This is a genomic window from Methylobacter luteus IMV-B-3098, assembly GCF_000427625.1.
GTDB lineage: Bacteria > Pseudomonadota > Gammaproteobacteria > Methylococcales > Methylomonadaceae > Methylobacter > Methylobacter luteus.
The window spans coordinates 1226-20713 of the sequence record NZ_KE386570.1; the positions used below are offsets into that span (position 1 = coordinate 1226).

The 19488-nt window shown below is 50.4% G+C and carries 20 protein-coding genes and 3 pseudogenes; 5 read left to right on the forward strand and 18 right to left on the reverse strand.

Features of this window, described 5'->3' with window-relative positions:
- Positions 1-188: hypothetical protein (locus tag METLU_RS28875; protein ID WP_231383722.1), on the forward strand; the 188-nt coding region annotated here is incomplete at its 5' end.
- 35 nt (positions 189-223) lie between these two features.
- Here METLU_RS28875 and METLU_RS29260 read toward each other — a convergent pair.
- The 5 genes and pseudogenes from METLU_RS29260 to METLU_RS0123565 form a co-directional block, all read right to left on the reverse strand.
- A pseudogene (locus METLU_RS29260) lies at positions 224-412 on the reverse strand (transposase); the annotation flags it as partial.
- Positions 413-731: 319 nt separating this feature from the next.
- Complete coding sequence (locus METLU_RS27005) at positions 732-1697, reverse strand: ParB/RepB/Spo0J family partition protein (RefSeq protein WP_051300324.1); 966 nt, start codon at positions 1695-1697, stop codon at positions 732-734.
- Positions 1698-1714: 17 nt separating this feature from the next.
- A complete protein-coding gene (locus tag METLU_RS0123555; protein ID WP_027160334.1) occupies positions 1715-2599 on the reverse strand; it encodes a ParA family protein in 885 nt (294 codons plus the stop codon).
- A 220-nt stretch (positions 2600-2819) separates the two neighbouring features.
- Positions 2820-3448, reverse strand: a pseudogene (locus tag METLU_RS28880) (IS630 family transposase); the annotation flags it as partial.
- Between the two features lie 409 nt (positions 3449-3857).
- Positions 3858-4211: pseudogene (locus METLU_RS0123565) on the reverse strand (helix-turn-helix domain-containing protein); the annotation flags it as partial.
- 338 nt (positions 4212-4549) lie between these two features.
- Between METLU_RS0123565 and METLU_RS29265 the strand changes: the two are divergent.
- From METLU_RS29265 to METLU_RS26420, 3 genes are all read left to right on the forward strand, one after another.
- Positions 4550-4804, forward strand: a complete 255-nt coding sequence (locus METLU_RS29265; protein WP_407939124.1) for a hypothetical protein — start codon at positions 4550-4552, stop codon at positions 4802-4804.
- Positions 4794-5747 carry an IS5 family transposase gene (locus METLU_RS0123575; protein ID WP_027160336.1) on the forward strand — a complete coding sequence of 318 codons (954 nt, stop codon included), beginning with the start codon at positions 4794-4796 and terminating at the stop codon, positions 5745-5747. The genes METLU_RS29265 and METLU_RS0123575 overlap by 11 nt, the downstream gene beginning before the upstream one ends.
- Positions 5748-5841: 94 nt before the next feature.
- Positions 5842-6249 carry a transposase gene (locus tag METLU_RS26420; protein WP_081679265.1) on the forward strand — a complete coding sequence of 136 codons (408 nt, stop codon included), beginning with the start codon at positions 5842-5844 and terminating at the stop codon, positions 6247-6249.
- Positions 6250-6363: 114 nt separating this feature from the next.
- Here the strand turns inward: METLU_RS26420 and METLU_RS0123585 are convergent, their stop codons facing one another.
- Positions 6364-7896, reverse strand: a complete 1533-nt coding sequence (locus METLU_RS0123585; RefSeq protein WP_231383724.1) for a cobyric acid synthase — start codon at positions 7894-7896, stop codon at positions 6364-6366.
- A gap of 39 nt (positions 7897-7935) precedes the next feature.
- Between METLU_RS0123585 and METLU_RS28190 the strand changes: the two genes are divergently transcribed.
- A complete protein-coding gene (locus METLU_RS28190) occupies positions 7936-8550 on the forward strand; it encodes a hypothetical protein (RefSeq protein WP_155920780.1) in 615 nt (204 codons plus the stop codon).
- Positions 8551-8853: 303 nt separating this feature from the next.
- Here the strand turns inward: METLU_RS28190 and tnpA are convergent, their stop codons facing one another.
- From tnpA to METLU_RS0123660, 12 genes are all read right to left on the reverse strand, one after another.
- Positions 8854-9285: an IS200/IS605 family transposase gene (tnpA, locus tag METLU_RS0123605; RefSeq protein ID WP_027160339.1), complete on the reverse strand. Its 432-nt coding sequence runs from the start codon at positions 9283-9285 to the stop codon at positions 8854-8856.
- Between the two features lie 80 nt (positions 9286-9365).
- Entirely contained in the window at positions 9366-10775 is a 1410-nt protein-coding gene (gene cysG, locus METLU_RS0123610; protein ID WP_027160340.1) for a siroheme synthase CysG, read from the reverse strand.
- A gap of 54 nt (positions 10776-10829) precedes the next feature.
- Positions 10830-11822 (reverse strand): threonine-phosphate decarboxylase CobD, encoded by a 993-nt coding sequence (gene cobD / locus METLU_RS0123615; protein WP_027160341.1) that lies wholly within the window; start codon positions 11820-11822, stop codon positions 10830-10832.
- A complete protein-coding gene (gene cbiB / locus METLU_RS0123620; protein WP_027160342.1) occupies positions 11815-12732 on the reverse strand; it encodes an adenosylcobinamide-phosphate synthase CbiB in 918 nt (305 codons plus the stop codon). The genes cobD and cbiB overlap by 8 nt, the downstream gene beginning before the upstream one ends.
- A complete protein-coding gene (locus METLU_RS26425; RefSeq protein WP_231383725.1) occupies positions 12729-13148 on the reverse strand; it encodes a (2Fe-2S) ferredoxin domain-containing protein in 420 nt (139 codons plus the stop codon). The genes cbiB and METLU_RS26425 overlap by 4 nt, the downstream gene beginning before the upstream one ends.
- Positions 13141-14502, reverse strand: coding sequence for a precorrin-3B C(17)-methyltransferase (gene cobJ, locus METLU_RS0123630; RefSeq protein WP_027160343.1), 1362 nt, complete (start codon positions 14500-14502; stop codon positions 13141-13143). The genes METLU_RS26425 and cobJ overlap by 8 nt, the downstream gene beginning before the upstream one ends.
- Positions 14499-14891 carry a cobalamin biosynthesis protein gene (locus tag METLU_RS0123635; protein ID WP_027160344.1) on the reverse strand — a complete coding sequence of 131 codons (393 nt, stop codon included), beginning with the start codon at positions 14889-14891 and terminating at the stop codon, positions 14499-14501. The genes cobJ and METLU_RS0123635 overlap by 4 nt, the downstream gene beginning before the upstream one ends.
- Before the next feature lie 10 nt (positions 14892-14901).
- On the reverse strand, positions 14902-15639 hold the full coding sequence (locus tag METLU_RS0123640) for a cobalamin biosynthesis central domain-containing protein (RefSeq protein ID WP_027160345.1): 738 nt from the start codon (positions 15637-15639) through the stop codon (positions 14902-14904).
- Positions 15632-16408 carry a precorrin-2 C(20)-methyltransferase gene (gene cobI, locus METLU_RS0123645; protein ID WP_027160346.1) on the reverse strand — a complete coding sequence of 259 codons (777 nt, stop codon included), beginning with the start codon at positions 16406-16408 and terminating at the stop codon, positions 15632-15634. The genes METLU_RS0123640 and cobI overlap by 8 nt, the downstream gene beginning before the upstream one ends.
- A complete protein-coding gene (locus METLU_RS0123650) occupies positions 16398-17705 on the reverse strand; it encodes a bifunctional cobalt-precorrin-7 (C(5))-methyltransferase/cobalt-precorrin-6B (C(15))-methyltransferase (protein ID WP_027160347.1) in 1308 nt (435 codons plus the stop codon). Before METLU_RS0123650 ends, cobI begins: the two co-directional genes overlap by 11 nt.
- 2 nt (positions 17706-17707) lie before the next feature.
- Positions 17708-18805, reverse strand: a complete 1098-nt coding sequence (locus METLU_RS0123655; RefSeq protein WP_027160348.1) for a cobalt-precorrin-5B (C(1))-methyltransferase — start codon at positions 18803-18805, stop codon at positions 17708-17710.
- Between the two features lie 10 nt (positions 18806-18815).
- Positions 18816-19484 (reverse strand): precorrin-8X methylmutase, encoded by a 669-nt coding sequence (locus tag METLU_RS0123660; RefSeq protein WP_027160349.1) that lies wholly within the window; start codon positions 19482-19484, stop codon positions 18816-18818.
- Positions 19485-19488: the final 4 nt, after the last annotated feature.

The following is a 19488-nucleotide window of genomic DNA, read 5'->3' on the forward strand; positions in this document are numbered from 1 at the left end:
CCACGAATCTTCTTGCCACCCTCCTATCCTCTGACGCCGCCTTGTTCGGTGGTCTTCACCGTCTGGCTGTCGATGACCCCAGCACTCGGTACGCGACGGCGCCCGGCGGCTTCGCGCACATTCTCTCGCAGCGTGTCATGGATGCGTTCCTAGACACCGGTACCCGCCACTCCCGAAAGTACGTGTAAACGGTCTGATATGGCGGATATTCCTTTGGCATCATTCGCCATTGACAGCCGCTCCGTAGGAGATAGACGATCGCATTAACGATGCCGCAGATATCCGTCGTCCGAGGCCTTCCGTTCGGTTTCGGCCCCGGAATAAGCGGTTCCGACACCGTCCATTCTGCATCCCCAAGTCGGTCGGATAGTCCTGTGCCACTGGAGGCCCTCCCATTCAAAATGGGTGACACACTACCATTCGGAGGATTTTTCAAACAGCCTCTTAAGAATGATAAATGGCTGTCCAATCGATGGGATCCACTTCTAACAACATAAAAACTGAGCGATCTTTACAGCGTCAGAATGATAAAACTCTACCGCGTCATACCGTTGTACACGAGTCGATCTTATTCCTGTGGTATTCTTTCTGAACTGTCTAACGGTGGTACACCTGATTGAGTTTTTCACTGGGCTGTCTAACCGTGGTACATTTGAGCTGGTCTTATTTTTGCGGGGATTTGGTTCAGAATGTCCTAACGGGACATTCTGAATTAATAATCCTATTTTTGATTATGCTGTAGTGATTTTTTGGGCAGAGAGTTTATTGGCAATAAAGTCGGATATTTCATTTACTAGATTGTCCGACAGGGCTGCTTGATCGATTTTGATTGTTATGCCTTTCACATCTGAAACAAAGCTGCCCACCTTTTTACCTTGCACTTGATAATGGCTTTTTACTGCTTCTGAGCTCATGCGTCTTGGATAGCTGATCTCGCGGACACATCGTTCAATGTCAGCCATGAATAAGGTAGTGGTTAATGCGTCTGTCTCAAGTTTTGTTAATGAATTCCTGATCGCCTCATCATAAGCTTCTTTATTTGCGGCATATTTGGCTGAAATAATCAATGTTGCTAATGGATCCGCGATTCGACGGCCAAATAAAAACGGATTGTTTTCAAGTCGCGAGAGAATCCAGTCAGGCAACTTAAAAAAGGCCAGATATTTATAGATATCTGTACGTGCCTTATTCATATGCTCGGCCATCTTTATTTTTGACTCAAAAAATTGCTCATTCTTTTGAATAGCTAATGCAACCTCATAATCGCTCAGATCTTCCCTTTGGATATTCTCAGCCAATGCCATTTCGGCCATGATCTTGTCATTTACTTCAAACACGGTCGCCAGTATTTCTGGCTTTTCACAAAGTTTAACTGCTTTAAGTCGACGTTCACCAGCTATCAATTGATATCGGCCATCATCCATTATGCGAACAGCGATCGGTTGAATTTGCCCGATCTCTTGGATAGATTTTGCCAGTTCTTCAATCTTCAGTGGATCAAAGCGAATTCTGGGTTGATAGGGATTGGGGTCGATCAAATCGACCGGGATATTTGTTTTTTGCGCATCTGGAGATTGGGCTGCCTTCTCAAAGTCCTGACGATTCCTCGCCTGCAACTCGCGAGAGGTATTGCCAGAAATGCTATTTTGCAATGCTGCCAATCTTTTATTGACAGGCTTTTGTTGATCTTTATTCATCTTCCAGAATCCTTTTATTAAGCGACTTCATCAATCATAGATTTTTGTAAGGCCAATTTTTCCATTAAGAAATGAGCAAGATTTTTATAATCCTCAGCCACTTTATTTGATCGTGCAATTTTACGAACAGGCACCCTTAAGATGGATGCTTCACCCACTTTGCTAGAATTATGAATGTATACGGGAAGCACGCCCCCATTCCCGGTCGAACCTCTCATGTTTTCTTCGATAGACGAGACTTCAAATGCGACAGCCTTTTGGGCATTGATTGATGCTGAGTGACGCGTCAACAAAGCCCCTAGATACATTAAGTCAGGATTAGTATCAGTCGATGTATATTCAATAAAGTTTGCCAATCGGAGCAAACCGCTTCTTGAGTAATCCGTACTGGTATCAACAGGAATAATATAATGTGTTGCGGCCGAGATGGCGTTACCTGTTAGCAGATTTAGCGAAGGTGGGCAATCTATTAAGATAATATCGAACACGTCACGTATTAACTGGAGCCTGGCTTTTAGTTCTTCAACTGGTCTATTAGATTTTGTTCTTAGCGTTTCGGTAATACTGTCCATATCTTCACTGGAAGGAATATAGCTAACATTTTCAAAACCAGGATTAACATCGGTTTGAATAAGTTCAGCAACCAATCTTTTATCAAGTCGAGTGTTGCGATCACAAAACAAGTTCATGGCATTTTTTTCATACATATTGGGATCGATTTTTCCAATATGCGATGAAGCATTTCCTTGTGGGTCAAGGTCAACTACAAGTACAGAACAGCCTTTTCTGCTAAATTCAGCAGCAAGATTAACAACCGTAGTAGTTTTGGCAACTCCGCCTTTATGGTTTGCGCAAGCAATAATTGGAGCCAAGTATTGTGTTTCTTCTTGTTTATTTGGCATTGTTATGATTCCTTTTTTATTAATTATTTGTGTGCCACTGTGTCGATTGGGGTACCACCGTGGGACAGTTGCTTTTAAATAAATACCTTGTATTCATTCCATAAAAATTGTAACAATGACTACAAATAATGCAAGACAACCTTTTTCGTGTACCACCGTTAGACAGTTAGATTGAAAAACTCAATCAGGTGTACCACCGTTAGACAGATCTAGTACTCAGTCATTCTTTTAATGTCGGGTAAAGTTTTTTCAATTTTACCCGAGCCTCTTCAGTGATAAATCGCCAGTCCATAGGGCGAACCATGGCATTTCTGGTTGCTTGCCAGGCAGCGATTTCCTGCTTCAATGCTTCCTGGTCGGGAATGCGCCGATCCAAACATTGCCGAGACAGAATACTCAGTTCTATTTCCGCCATGTTGAGCCAACTGCCATGCTTGGGTGTGTAGTGGATGTCCAGCTTATCCAGGATTCTCCGCGCTTCCCCAGGCGGGAAAGCCTTATACAGCGAAGCACCGGTGTGCGTGTTTAAATTATCCATCACCAAGGTAATGCGCTCAGCCTGAGGGTAAAGCCCATCGACCAGCTGTTTAATTTGGTGCGCCCAGTCCACCGCCGTGCGTTGATCGTTGATCGTTGATCGGTGACCGCCACATGCCGTTGTCCCGCTAACGGATCAAAGAACATAAACAGATGACTGACGCCATTACGTTCATATTCCGTATCGTATTTTTCCACTGAGCCTGGCTTGGCCGGTATCGACTGTCGCACTTCTTTAATCTGTTGCTTGCTGCTTTCGTCCATGCAAATCAACGGATGAGTTGCGTCATAGGAACGCTTGTAAACAGCCAGGCGCTGCGAGGCGGGAAGCCGAGTAGTCCCCAGAAGCGATAGGGCTGGGCGTTTTCCCGAAGCGCTGTTTGCGTAGGGAAAATGCAAAGCTATCCGACATCGCGTCGAGTCATTGTGGACGGATGCCTTAACCCCTGGCTGGGTTAAGGCGAAGACCGCAGGACGGCTGGGGCGCCGCAGGCATGAGCGGTCGCGTGATTTTTGCTGCTTGCTTGGGCTGGGATGCCCAAAACAAGCTGTCGCAAAAATAGCGACTCCCCGGATGTCTTCCATGGCACAGACAAACTCAGCATTCTGTTGAGCAGGAATGCACCATTCTTTATGTTGCCAGGGTTTTAATTCGTTTTTTTAAAGTCTGTCGAATGGTTTCGTGGGATACGCTTTCCACATAGCCCAACTCTACCATACGTTGTCCAAGCAGACGTAAGGTCCAACGGCTGCGGCCATCAGAGGCATCTCCACAAGCTAACGCGATGAGATGGGGTTCATTTTCGCCATCAATTACACAACTTCTGACTCGGACCGGCTTGGCTCGATTAAGGGCGGCCTCTAGCCCTTCTTGCACTAAACGCTGCCTGACCCGTTCAACCGTGCGCGTTGAAACACCAAAGGCGTCACTGATTCGGCTATCTGTCCATTTTTCACCGAAGTCACTGACATCTGCCTTGAGCAAAATTTCAGCATGAAGCCTTTTATGAGCCGCTACTTTGCCTTTGTGAATCAAACCTTCCAAATACCTACGCTCATCCTTCGTTAGTCGCACAATATATTGCTTAGCCAAACCGGTACTCCCATCATGTAAATTCCTTTACATGGGGGGCACTTACCCGACATATCAAGACTGACTGAGTACTAGTACTACAGTTGTAGATTAAGGGATATTCCTATCGCCTCGGTAGTCCGATGAGTTTCGGTTTCTGTGCCTTGGCGGGATGAGATGAATGCGATAACCAGACAGTTCGCGGTCCGGTCGGCGAACTGGCAAGCGGACCTGCAGGCCGGGTTTGCCAGAATCGGCCGGCACTTTGGCCGGCAGGCCATGCGGCAGCGAGCGCTCGATTACGTGACGGGCTTGCTCAGCCCGGTTGAGTGCAAGACCAGTTGGCAATTGTCGGAAGTGGCGGGACGCCAGACGCCCTACAGCATCTGCTGGACTGGGCACGCTGGGAGGCCGATGCGGTGCGTGATGACGCGCGAGGCTATGTGATCGAGCATCTGGGCCAGCCGGACGCAGTGCTGGTGGTCGATGAAACCGGCTTGGCGTTGTTGAATAAATCAGGTTTTCAGCATTCAAGTCGTTTATATGACATTATCTTGGATCCATTACTTCAATCGATTTCACCGCATGCCGTATAAACATAACGAGAGCCGCCGCCATAAAATCAAAAAATCTCGTTATCAAGTGACGAACTGGCATGACTACAATAATGGGTTACGGCGACGTGGTGATTTTACGATCTGGTTTACTGAAGAAGCGATAGCGGGGTGGCGCCCAATCAAGACTGGTGCTCGCGGGCGGCCACGTGAATATTCTGACATCGCGATAGAAACCGCCGGGTTTATTCGCCAGGTTTTTCATTTGCCGCTACGTCAAACCGAAGGTTTCATGAATTCGCCGGCTCGTGTTATGAACGCAGGTATCACTATTCCTGACTTCAGTAGCATTGCCAAGCGCAGCATTGTCTTTCCCAGGCATATCCTGAGCAAGGCGAAGGAAGCAGGCAGTATTGTGATCGTTGACTCCACCGGACTCAAAGTCTATGGCAAAGACGAATGGCACCAGGAAAAACATAATGTTCCTGCTCGGCGCACCTGGCGTAGACTGCATCTTGTGATTGTTGAAAATCATAACGTTCTGGCCTGTGAACTCACTACGCCAGAAGTGGGCGACCCGACTGCAGTTCCCGATTTGCTCGACCAAATTGACACGCCTTTCGATATTTTCATGGGCGATGGCGCCTACGATGGAGAGCCAGTTTATAAGGCGGTTTTAGCTAAACAGTCGCATGTACATGTAGTGGTTCCGCCGCCCAGGAACGCAGTTTGTTCAGACGCTGGTGACACGCAGCGAGACCAGCATATTCAAACCCTTGCTGAACAAGGTCGCATAGCGTGGCAACGAAAAACGGGTTACAACTTTCGAAACTATGTTGAGCTTGCCATGCAGCGTTATAAGCGCATTTTTGGCAACACCATGAAAGCACGTGCGTTGCCTCAACAAAAAACTGAAGCATGGTGCAGTGCGTCTGCTCTCAACAGAATGACAGGCCTGGGTATGCCTGTGTCTATCAAAATCTAGTGCAAAAGCTAGAAATGATGTGCTTCGGCCAAATTTCGATTTATTCAACAACGCCGAACAAGGCGGCGTCCGAGGATAGGAGGGTGGCAAGAAGATTCGTGGGCGCAAGCGGCATCTGGGGGTCGATGTCTTGGGGTTGCTGCTGATCATCAATGTTCATTCGGCGGGCCTTCAGGATCGTGAGGGCGCCAAGTCGGTTCTGGAAATGTGGGCGGCGAAATTTCCCGCATTGGAGCTGATCTGGGCGGACGGCGGTTATGCCGGCAAACTGGTGGACTGGGTATCCACGAATCTCCAGCGGGTACTTTCGATCGTGAAACGGCCTCGCAAAAGTGGCTTCAAAGTCCTGCAATGGCGCTGGATTGTGGAACGTATGTTTGGTTGGCTGAATCGTTCCCGCCGCTTAAGCAAGGACTTTGAGGCGTTATGCGAGACCTCGGAAACCTGGATTCGAATTGCCATGATTCAGCTCATGATCAGGAGGTTAGCCAAGACAACATAGACTTTTCAAACAAGCTCTAACATTTTTTAAGAGCAGCAAATATCATGCTTATCTTATATACTCAAATCGAATGTTTCTGCACAAATAAGCGGATAGTCCAACTACTTGCCCGAGCTATTTTGCGTGGAATTTCTCCAATTTTGCTTTAAGGGTATCAAAATTAAAGTGTTCAGATAGTTCATCGGCAAGTCGATTGATGCTATCCTCGCGTAAAGCATTTAAGTCAACGGCTTGTTTTAATTTGTATCCTGCCCAATATAATAGAGCGTTGCAAGATTCCGGCAAATCGAATAATCCATGTAAATAACTACCTGCTACGTTATTGTCAGCAGAAATTGCGCCATCCTTTTCATTGCCAAGTTTGAACAAGGGTTCCGATAATGCTGGTCCATAGCTAATTCCCATATGAATTTCATATCCGGAAACGGCGGTATTGTGCCTAAAAAAATGCCCTGTCACCTGCCTTAAAATTTTGTGTTTCTGTAATGTGGTTTCCATGTCCAATAAACCTAAACTTTCGACGCTACCAGATGGGCCTTCAATGGCATCTGGATCATGAATAGCCTTGCCCAGCATCTGGAAGCCGCCGCAAATACCCAACAGCTTACCACCATAACGCAAATGACGATGAATATAAGCCTCCCAGCCCTGCTGTTTTAGGTGAGCGAGGTCTCTGTGCACCGCCTTGCTGCCTGGTAATATGAGCAAATCAACTCCCTTAATCTGTTCCGGGTTTTTTGCAAAACTTACTTTGACGCCTGGATGCAATTGCAGCGCATCAAAATCCGTATAATTGCTAAGGCTGGGCAGATGCGGAACAACAATATGGAATGCTTCTGATTGATGCTGTTGAGCATAACGTATTGATAAGGCATCCTCTGCCTCCAAAAACAGATCGTGCATATAGGGCAGTACCGCCAGAACTGGCTTGCCGGTTTTAGCCTCTAGCCAATCCAAACCGGGTTTCAGCAAGGCCATGTCGCCGCGAAAGCGGTTGATGACAAAGCCGATTACCCGTTGCTGTTCCGTTTTGGATAGCAAGGCCAACGTGCCTACTAGATGTGCAAAAACGCCACCTCTATCAATATCGGCAATTAAAATCACAGGGCAGTTTACGGCTTCGGCAAACCCCATATTGGCAATGTCACCCTTGCGTAAATTTATTTCTGCTGGGCTGCCGGCACCTTCAACTATCACGGTTTGGTAGTTGGTGGTCAATCTCTGCCAAGAGGCCAGCACCGCGTTCATCGCGACTTTTTTGTAATCGTGGTATTGCTGGGCTGACTGATTTTCCAATACTTTTCCGTGAATAATCACCTGAGCGGTTCTATCGGCAGTTGGTTTGAGAAGTACGGGATTCATATCACTATGCGGAGACAACCCGCAGGCCACTGCTTGCACGGCTTGTGCGCGCCCAATCTCACCACCGTCTATCGTCACCGCGCTGTTAAGCGCCATGTTTTGCGGTTTGAAAGGGGCGACACGGATACCTTGGCGTTGAAAATAACGGCACAATGCCGTAACCAATGTGCTCTTCCCTGCATCAGAAGTAGTGCCCTGTACCATCAATGCTTTGATCAATACATTATTACTCATGGGAATTTTTAAGTGAAAAAGATAAATGGTTAATTGTTTAGTCCCATCCATAAATGGTGTAATCTATTCCCAACTGAAAGAGGAAAAGCGATGGGACGGCTACTACACGGAACAGCCACGACCACGCACGCTATCCGAGAAAAAATTCAAGACTCTCAAGAGAGTCTCGTTAAACTCACCAAGCGCTACGGCACCAACCCCAAAACCGTCCAGAAGTGGCGGAAACGGGAATCGGTCGAAGACCTCAAGTGCGGCAGCAAGCCCGGTCAAGGCAGTGTGCTGACTCCGGTGGACGAAGCCGCCATTGTGGAAACCCGACGTAAGACCTTACTGCCCCTGGATGATCTGTACGATCTGTTGCTGCCGCAGATACCGGTGCTGACCCGCTTCAACCTGCTCCGCTGCCTGCAACGCCACGGTGTCAGCCGCCTTGCCGACCTGTTGCCGGATGAGGAAAAGACCACCCCCCGCACGTTCAAAACCTACGAACCGGGCTTCCTCCACCTCGATACGACCCAAATCAACTTGGGCAAAGACAAGTGGTACCTGTTCGTTGCCATCGACCGCGCCACCCGCTACGTCTCTGGAGCTACACGACAACAAGCGCATGGAGACCGCTACCGCCTTTCTGGAAAACGCCCTGGCGCAATATCCGTTCAAGGTCGAAAAGCTGCTCACCGACAACAGCATCGAGTTCAGCTATAACCCCGCCCGACGGCAAGAAGCCTAAGGAACAGCCGTTCGTGGCCCTGTGCAAGGCCAAACAGATCGAACACCGCCGCCACCCTGGTTAAACACCCGTGGACAAACGGCATGGTCGAGGCGATGAACAAAAAGGTCAAGGCCAACACGACCCAACGCTTCCACTATGACAACGTGGACGCGCTAAAGACACATCTGTACCACTACCTGCTAAACTACAACTTCAACTAAACAACCACCCGCTCAAGCGGGTGGGTTCGAATAACGGACTGAAAGTCCGGATACGCGTCGACTAAACGACGCGTCTTAATCCGGCTCCATTTTAAAATTGTCGTTTGGATTAGGTTCAAAATGATGCTCCAAATAGTGTTTGATCATCTCATCGGTCATCTGGCCAACGGTGGCGCAAAAATAACCGCGCGCCCAAAAATGGCTTTCCCAATACCGCTTTTTCAAGTGAGGAAACTCCTCAAACAGATAACTCGAAGTTCGTCTCTTAATCCGCCTCATGATTTCGCTGGGCGCCATATTCGGCGGGGCACTCACCAAAATAGGGACATGCTCTTTACTGACCACGCCTTTTATAATCCGTATCTCAAACGCTTCGCAGGTTTGGCGCACCAAGTCTCTTACTCGCTCTGCTATTTCACCACTCAGTACTTTGTAACGATACTTGGTTACCCAAACAAAATGGTACTCAATTTGGTAAACCGTATGGCTGCCGTATCTATAGTCCATTGCCACCTCCTTGGCCAGATTATCGCAGCTAAAGCTGACCGGCTAAAGCCGGTGGTTTAAACCTTATGATGGAAAATTAATCAGTTTTCTTGTAGAAAATTGTTCTTGTTCGATTGAAACCAGTCCAATTGTTGCCGAAGGCTGACTACTGTACCCACTATAATCAAAGCCGGCGGTTTTATTCCGGCAAGCTCTGGATGTTTAGGCATATCCGTTAAGGTGCCTGTTAAAACTAACTGGTTACTGGTTGTGCCTTGTTGAATGATAGCAATAGGTAAATCGGCAGGACAGCCGTGGTCTATCAGTGACAGGCAAATATAGTCCAATCCCACCAACCCCATATAAATAACCACTGTTTGGTTGGGTCGAGTCACTTGCGGCCAATCTAGATTGACAGTGCCGTCTTTTAGGTGGCCGGTGACAAAAACACAGGATTGAGCATGTTCACGGTGAGTTAGAGGAATACCTGCATAGCTTGCACAACCCGCTGCAGCTGTGATGCCGGGAACAACCTGAAAGCTGATACCTTCTTGCATCAAGGTATCGATTTCTTCACCACCTCGGCCAAAAATAAAAGGATCGCCGCCTTTCAGCCTCGCCACTCTTTTGCCGGACAGAGCTAGATCGGCTAGTAAGCGATTAATCGACTCCTGAGGCAGACTATGATTATTACGCTGTTTGCCAACATAAATTTTTTCCGAATCACGCCGCACCAACTCCAGAACGCCCGCTGAAACCAGTCTGTCATAAACAATGACGTCAGCCTGTTGCATGAGTCGCAAGGCTTTGAATGTCAATAAATCCGGATCACCAGGTCCGGCGCCGATTAAATAGACCTCACCTCGAATTTGAGTATTTTCAGTTTGTGCTAATTGAGTACGAAATTGATGTTCTGCTGTTTGATCCTGACCTAAAAAAATCAGTTCGGCGACACGACCTTGCAAGATATTTTCCCAAAATATTCTACGCTGTGCGGGTTGTGTAATGTGCTGTTTGACTAGTTGCCTGAATTTTTCGGCGAACTCGGCTAACCGTCCATAAGAAGCTGGAATGGCACTTTCGATTTTCGCTCGTAGCAACCGAACCAGCACAGGGGATGCACCGCCCGATGAAATGGCGGCAATCAAGGGAGAGCGGTCAATAATGGCTGGAAAAATAAAACTGCACAAATCCGAATTATCAACGACATTGACCGGGATTTGCCGTGAATTTGCCGCATTTGCAATCTCAACATTGGTCGAACGATGATTAGTGGCCGCTACAACCAATCGCATACCGTCAACCATATCACTCGTAAAAGTTTGTTGTCGAATGACAATTTGGCCCATATCGACCATTGCCACCACCTGATTGCCAATATCCGGGGCGACAACGACTACGTGGGCACCAGCCTTCGTTAATAATTCAATCTTACGGGCAGCCACTTCTCCGGCACCCACCACTAAACAAGGTTGATCTTTCAATTTCAGAAAAAGCGGGAAATATTCCATAAAAGGTTGTTTTTGCAGATTGAAAATATGAATTTTTATGATTTGTTAAAGCTTTCAGAGCGCAACCATATTCGGTTGGGACAAAGCCTGTGTCAAACGCCACCAGGCTGATTCATCGCCTGGTAAACCAAAACGTAAACTCGACGAATCATTAAACAATCTTGTCAAAATACCGTGCCTAGCCAGTGCATGATACACATTTACAGCATTGGTATGCTCTATCCATTGAAACAAAGCGCAGCCACCGTTTGGTTGCCATCCGCTTTCGGTCAACAATTTCTGCAAGCGTTGGCCCTGACGATTTAACGAAAACGCTGTTGCTCGTTGCCATTTACTGTCTGCTAAAGCCATGGCAGCTATATAGCGAGAGGTATGACTAATCGCCCATGGTCCTAAGCGTTCAGCCATAGCATCAAGCAGCTTATGTTCGGAAATCACAAATCCACAACGAATCCCCGCCAAGCCGAAAAACTTTCCAACCGAGCGTAATATAATCAATCCCTTTTGCACGGGCAGCGATGACAAGCTATGCTCAGGCATTCCATCAATAAAAGCCTCATCCACAATCAGCCAGCCGCCCTTGCCATTTAGTGTTTGGTGCCAATCCAATAACTGCTGACGGCTCCATAATTTGCCCGTGGGATTATTGGGATTGATGAGAATCAATACATCAAGAACCGCCAATTCCACTTCAATCTTATCCGCATCGACAGTCATCATCTGATGCCCGGCCTTTTGCCAAGCTGCGGCGTGTTCAGCGTAAGCTGGATTCAGTATGCCGACACGGGACTTTGGCCGTAATAATGGCAATACTTGAATAGCGGCTTGAGAACCGGCTACCGCCAAAAGCGACTCATTTTGATAATAGTGGTGGGCAGCAGGCAATAGCTCGTCATCGTCTTCCGGCAAGCGTTGCCAGCATTCAGCCGGCAATGCGGGAACCGGCCAACCATTAGGATTTATACCAGTCGAAAGATCAAGCCAGTCAGCTAATGGAATACCATATTTTCTTGCCGCTTGACGCAAGCGTCCACCATGCTCAAGCAAGGCTTTCTCCTATGAAGATCAATACCAGCCATAAACACAACGCTTGATAAACTAATCGCACGGCACAATCGATATCGGTATCTTGAGGTGTTTCAACGCCTCCAAACCAGGGTTTGTCTTTGTGTTGGCCGTGATACCAAGCGGGGCCTCCCAATTGTAGATTCAACGACCCGGCACCCGCAGCCATCACCGGCCCGGCATTGGGGCTTTCGAGTTTCGGTGCGTGGTAGCGCCAGGCTTGTAATGCGCTTGAGGTATTGCCAAGCACGGCATAACTAAGGGCTGTAAGCCTGGAGGGTATATAGTTCAGCAAATCATCGAAACGTGCGCTTGCCCAGCCGAAATGATTATATCGCGTGTTTTTGTAACCCCACATTGCATCTAGCGTATTGCTCAAGCGGTATAGCACCGCACCAAACGGCCCAAGCAACACAAACCAAAACAAAGGCGCAAACAATGCATCTGCGCCATTCTCCAACACCGATTCGATCGTTGCTCGGCGTACATCAAGCAAGGTCATTTTCTCGGTCTGGCGACTGACAATCTTGCCGACCTGTAAGCGAGCAAACGGCAAATCCTCAGTTTGTAAGACTATCCGAACTGCTTGCGCGTGTTGTTGCAGGCTCCGGGCCGCAATGCAAAAATAAAGCGTTAGCACGTTGGACAGGGTTTCCAGTAATGATGGCATAGCTAGCGTCCCTAGCCAGGCTAGACTAGGTAGCAGCGCCAAAACCAAGGCAAGAATCCCGGAAAATCGCTGGCGAATAGCCGAATCATTAAGATTGAGATAACGGTTTTCCAAACGTTTTGACCACCTGCCGAATACAACCAGCGGGTGATAGGCGTTTCCGGGTTCGCCCAACCAATAGTCCAGTGCAACCGCCAATAGAATGATTAAGCTAAGTGTCATACCGCTGCATTTATTAACTGAAATTCGATGCGTTTAAGGTCGGCAGGATCACTGATTGCTTCATTCGAACAAGGGCTCTGATGGTAAATATGCTCTTCAACGGGTTTACCACCCACAAAATGTTCATCGATAATGCGCTGTAAATTCACTTCGTTGACGTTGTAGTACCAGACACCATCCGGTTGTACGCACATGATAGGTCCGGATTTGCAGGTGGCGAAACAGTGGGTGCGGGTACGCTTAACCCTGAGCTCGCCTTTATCGATGCCGGCCGATTTAAACTTCTCGCCCAGTGTTTCGAATAAGGCCTGCGCTTCGCCATTCTCGGTGCAACGAGGGCCGGTACACACCAGCAAGTGGCGTTTGTAGTCACCCATTTTGGGTTTTTCTGGCATGGGTATGTTGTTATCAGTCATGGTGCGGAGGTTCCGTGGAAGTTAGGGCGCTAAATTGCCTTCGGTTGTCGCGGTAATGCTGTAGGGCTGTGTTGTCGAAGCCTGCATCGTCAGCAACTAACCATAAGTTGAATAAGGCGTCGCCTTGCTGATCGAGCACCTGAATGCCATAAGCTTGATCCTGTCGGCTCACAAACCAGATCTGCCATGCTTTGCGCCAGTCGATGTGCAAATGAAAGGCGTCGTTGACGATACTCACCCAGCCGTTTTTGGTTTGCAAATCAGCGGCGTTGATCAGCAATTCCGCCACGGAGCCGGCTTCGCTACGAACCACGGCACGTAATTTGCCCCAACCCTGGAATGACGCTAGTAAACGTTCATGACTGTCCGAGGCTGCACGTTGCGCACAGAAGATGCCGGCCTGATCATCCGGCGTGGCTTGGCTGACAGCATCGAGAATTTCCGCCAACGGTTGCGCGAAGTATGTCGCCGCCTGTTGTAACGTCACTTTAGGCGTGTCGCGCAAATATTGCCGGACACAGCCTTTCCAGCCGTCCAAGCCCATGCTCAGCGAGCGACCTGCCTGTTCACCTTTCCGTGTCTCGCCCGTCATCGCATCGTATTTGTTGGCGTAGCCACGCGGTGTCACCATCAACCCTTCGCGAACAAAGGTGCTGCTGTTACCGACCAATACCGTGGTCAACATGCCGATGTCGCAATCAGCCATCTCCGCCAAACGGACGATCTGGATTTGTTGCCGAGCGCGATAACCGGATTTGACGATGGCAACCGGCGTGCCCGGACTACGGTGACGCAGCAATATCGTTTGCGCTTCGACGATGTGCTGAGTGCGACGGCCGCTTTTCGGATTGTAGAGTGCCACGACAAAGTCGCCGCGTGCAGCGCTTTCCAGGCGGCGGGCGATCACCGGCCAAGGCGTCAACAAGTCGGACAATGAGATTGAACAAAAATCATGGGTCAGCGGCGCACCAACCAAGGATGCACAACTCGACAGCGCGGTACTACCGGGCACCACTTCCACTTGAATCGGATCATCCGGCGTCCAACCGCTGTCCAGCAGCAATTCGTAAGTCGGCCCGGCCATGCCGTAAACGCCGATGTCGCCGGACGACACCATCGCGACAATCTTGCCCTGCTTGGCATGTTCGAAGGCTTCGATACTGCGATCCAGTTCTTCGGTCATACCTTTTTTGATCACTTCCTTACCATCTAGCAGGTCTTGCACCAGTTTGATATAAGTGCTGTAACCAATCACCACATCCGCTTCCGCTATCGCCTGGCGAGCGCGGGCTGTCATCTGCTCGTGCGCGCCGGGGCCGATACCCACCAGTAAAATTTTTCCTGCTTTTGTCATTTAATTCTCACTATCGAAACGGTGGCGTTCTTGCCGTCAGCACCGCAATATTTATGTTTCTCGACCAGTAAATCCGACAACTCGGCATTGGCCGCTTTCAAAGCGGCCGCTTCGGCAACGGCCGGTGTGCCCATGTATTTCATGACGACCTCGGATGGATTCGGTACCGGGACGGCCGCCAACTCGTTGGCGGTGTAAAAATACAACGGCCAGCCATGTGCTTGGGCCAGTTGCAATAAGGCCACTTCATCGTTTTTTTTATCGATGCTGGCTAATCCTGCGACCGCGACCGCATCCAGACCGCATTGCTGCAGGGCCTGAACCAAGGCTTGCCGTAAGGTTTCCAGGCTGGCATTGCGGTCGCAACCCATGCCAATCATGACTTTCATACGACTGCTATTACTCTTGATCCCTGGGCGGCCGATACACCACCAGTCGCTCATCCAGTTGTTGCCAAACAGCCGGATCGATTTCCTGGTGTGTGACCCATAGAATCGACCGGAATTGCTCGGTATCGACATCCTCGAAGCGTTGGAACAAATGAATATTGGCCGGCAACGGCGTCGGCCGCGTCCACCAGTTTGAACTACCGGCTTCCTGCACAAAGGCAATCGGCAATTGATTGACCACATCCGCCGATACGCGAGTGATGTTGATTTTCGGCGCTTCCACTTGCCAACCCAACTCGCGGCCCAATATGTCCACCGGTATGGTTTTGCCAACATCCGAAGCAGTCGTCAGCACCGGTGTGGCATTTAACAACGTGGCGACTTTTTCCGCATAGGCATTGGCGCCGCCGACATGACCCGACAGCACTGGAATCACGAATTCAGCCGCATCGTCGATCACCAACACACCGGGGTCTTCATCCTTGGATTTGAGATGTGACGCGATCAGACGCACCACTGCGCCCAGTGACACCAGAAAAATGATTTGATCGTAAGATGCGAACAGCTCGCCGATTTGGGCACTCAATGCACCTTGATACACGCGGCGCGGATTGGCAAAATCCTCCAAATGCTCGGCTTGTTTCTCAGACACCACCACTTCCGCTTCGGGGAGTTGTGGTGCCAGCTGAGAGGCAATACCGGCGCCGTGTTTGGTAATCGCCACAATGGCAACACGCACATCATTCATTGCTTGTGTCCTTTTTCTTGCGGCAACCGCGCTGCATTTCGCTGCGCTGGCGACCTGGGTTTTTAATAATTAGTAAAGACAAGTAATTAACCTTTTGCCCTTGCAGGCTGGCGATGTCATGCACCATGCGCTCTTCCGGCGCCCCGGCTTTTTCAACGAACCAGCCGTGGGCCAGTAAATCGCTGCGGCGCAACAGATCGATAATGTCATCCAATAATGGTTTGACCTTGAGCAATACCAAGGTATCGAAGTCATTCAACATACGTTCGATCTGCGCTATGCCGTAACCGGCCGGCACAATGGCAATAGTATCGTCAACATCGGCCAAGGGTTTGCCCGCACGCGCCGCAGCGGCATGAAAAGACGACACGCCGGGCACGACCTCCACGCGGACATCAGGTTGCAACGCGCGTACGCCCCGTTGCAAATGGCCGAAGGTGGAATAGGTCGAGGCATCGCCTTCCACCAAAAACAGCACATCTTCGCCGCGTTGCAGTATTGCCAGCACGGTTTGCGCCGCTTCCAACCAGTAGTGGGCCAGAATATCCGCATCGTGAGTCATCGGAAAATGCAGCGCGGCATGAGCTTGGGGTAATTCAAGACCGGCGCGCAAGGCAATGTCCAGGGCATAACTGTCGCTATTTTTCTTACGCACCGGATAAGTCCAGTGACCAGCGCCGGAGAGTAAATCCCAGGCGCAACGAGTGATTAGGCCGGGGTCGCCGGGGCCGAGTGAGACGCCGTAGAGGGTGCCGAGTTTAGTGTTCATCGTGACCGCTTGTTATGGGCTGTAAAGGATTGGTGGCCGACACGATCCACACCGGATTTTCGGCCTGTAAGCGATGCATTTTCAAAATCGGGCTACTGCGCGAGGCTTGAATCTGACAGACGTCCCAGTCTGCGCCGAGCTGTTTCAGGGTATCGACGGCGGCCGACAGGTTTTCCAGCGTGACGAAGTTCATTACCAACCAACCCGCCGGGCGCAAACGCCCTAAACACAATGCGATCAATTCCGCCAATTCGCCGCCGGAACCGCCGATGAATACCGCATCCGGATCGGGCCAGGTGTCGAGACATTGCGGAGCTTTGCCATGCACAAAGCTGTAATTGCTGATGCCCCAGGTGGCCTGATTCTGCGCAACATTGGCAATGTCATCGGCGTTTTTTTCAACTGAAAATACATGCCCGTCTGGACACAATCGGGCCGCTTCCAGACCCACCGAACCGGAGCCGGCGCCAATATCCCAGATAATGCTGGATCTTGTCAATTGCATGCGGGCTAGCGACACCGCGCGCACTTCGCGTTTGGTGATCAGGCCTTTTTCCGGCTTGCGTTGCTGAAACCTGTCGTCGCTAACGCCAAACAGTACCGGTGTGGGCACAGCCGTTTTGCGTTTCAGAATGACTACGTTGGGATCGCGATAGGTGTTTTGAGCCACCTCAGCGATGGTCAGCCAAGCGCTGACGCGCTGTTCCTGTTGTTTTAGGGCCTCGGCAATCGCCATCTCGAACACATTGGCCAAGCCCTCGATTTGCAATAAGCGGGCGATGCGCGCCGCCGTGTTGTCCGGGCTGGTCAATATTGCCAGTAAATCCTGCTGGCGGCAGCGCTGAGCCAATTCGTACAAGCCGTGATTGGACATAGCTCCGCGTGTCCATTCGCCGGTATCCCGGCTATGTACCGAGACGATTTTTGCGCTTTGCCAAGATAGTTTCAATTCGGCAAAGGCTAATTGTATCGTGCTCAGATTCGGCAAGATGCGCACACGGTTTGGGTCCAATTTGTCGACCAGAAAACCGGCGATGCCGTGACACAAGGGGTCGCCGGTCGCCAAAACCGCTACCGCTTCATTGCGTGCCAATGCGGCATTGATCCAGTCCGGCACTTGTTTGAGCTGCCCGGTCAAATCGTAGTGTTTGGCCTGGGCGATGTCGTCAGCCAGGGTGTGAAGCAGACGATGACCGGCGATCACATATTTGGCTTCGCGTAAAACCAGCAAGGCCTCTTGACTCAGGCTGGCGGCGCCGCTGTCGAGTACGCCGATAAAACTGCACATCGCTTGCATGATCAATTCCTTCCGGCTTCGGCCAGTTTGTTGCCATCAAAATCACAGACCAGAACGCGGATATGGAAGCGGCCGGGGTAGCGGTTTTCCAACGCGGCGATGACTCGGCTGGCCAGCTCGACATGAAACTCGTATTCCAAACCCAGCTCCGCCATGCATTCGGATGCATAACGGGCAGTTTCCTGCGTGGCGATGGCGTTGCACACATCGTCCGGCGCACCGATACTGCGAGCAATATCCGCAACCAGTTCCACGTCGACCGGCGCGCGACCGGCGTGAGTAATGGTTTCACCTTGAGCCATTTTAGTCAGTTTGCCGACCATGCCACCGATAATGATGTTTTGAATACCGCAACGATCGGCGGCGTCCAGTGCCGGTGTCAGGAAATCACCCATTTGCACGAAACAGCTTTCATCCAGCTCGGGCAATTCGCGCATCACGAATTTCTCGGTACGGCCGCCGGTGGTCAGTACCACACTATCCTGACCCTGATTAGCCGCCACTTCCACGCCTTGCACCACACTGGCACGGAACGCCGCCGTGGAATACGGATGGACGATCCCGGTCGTACCCAAAATGGAAATGCCACCGAGAATGCCCAAACGATAGTTCAGGGTTTTTTTCGCCATTTCTTCTCCGCCCGGCACGGAGATGGTCACTTGTAAGCCTCTGGTTTTTAGGGCTTCTCCGGCAATCAGGCGGATGTTGTGTTCAATATTTTTGCGAGGTACCGGATTGATGGCCGGGCCGCCGACCACCAGCCCCAAACCGGGACGCGTGATTTGGCCGATGCCTTCGCCGCCTTGCAATACGATCTTGTCCGGTTGTTCTATCCACATCACATCTGCCGTCAGCCTGGCATGATTGGTGCAATCCGGATCGTCGCCGGCGTCTTTTTCGATGACGGCATGCGCTTGCCCGTTCTGTACGAAGCCTTCTTCGACTTTGAACACCACGTCTTGTCCATTTGGTAGCACACAGTCGATAGTGTCCGGCACGCGACCATTCAGCAAACCCTGCACTGCCGCCCGCGCCGCCGCCGCCGAACAGGCGCCGGTGGTGTAACCCTTGCGAGTACCTTTGGGTTTTCGTTCAGGCATTGCCATGCTATTATTCGGTTTTTTGCCAGGTTTCCGCCAGACTCAGCAAGGCATGGATTGCCGCAACCACCAGCGTCGAACCACCTTTGCGGCCACGGGTGATGATCCATGGCACATCGTGTAATTCGGCGAGTAAATCCTTGGATTCCGCTGCCGAGACAAAGCCGACTGGCATGCCGACGATGAGCGCCGGTTTGATGCCTTCTTCTTTGATCATATGCAACACCTCCAGTAAAGCGGTCGGTGCATTACCGACGGCGACGATGCCGCCATCGAGCAATCCTAAGTTGTGCGCTTTGCGCATGGCTTGCACCGCGCGGGTGCTGTTGACTTGTTTGGCCGCATCGATGACATCCGCATCAGCGATGAACTGACGGGCGCTGACGCCAAAATGCGCCAGACGCGGCTGCGATAAGCCGACGCAAATCATTTCCACATCAGCGACGATCGGTGCACCGTTCAAAATGGCTTGAAGTCCGCCTTCAACCGCATGCGTGGAAAACTCGGTCAGGCCGTTGAATTCGAAATCGGCGGTGGCGTGGATCATGCGCCGTACCACCTGCCATTGCCCAGCGGAATAATGGTGCTCGCCCACTTCGCGATCGACGATGGCAAACGAATCGTGCTCGATCTGTTGCCCGGCCTGGGTGAGTTGTTCTGTCTGAATGTTTTGGCTCATAGCG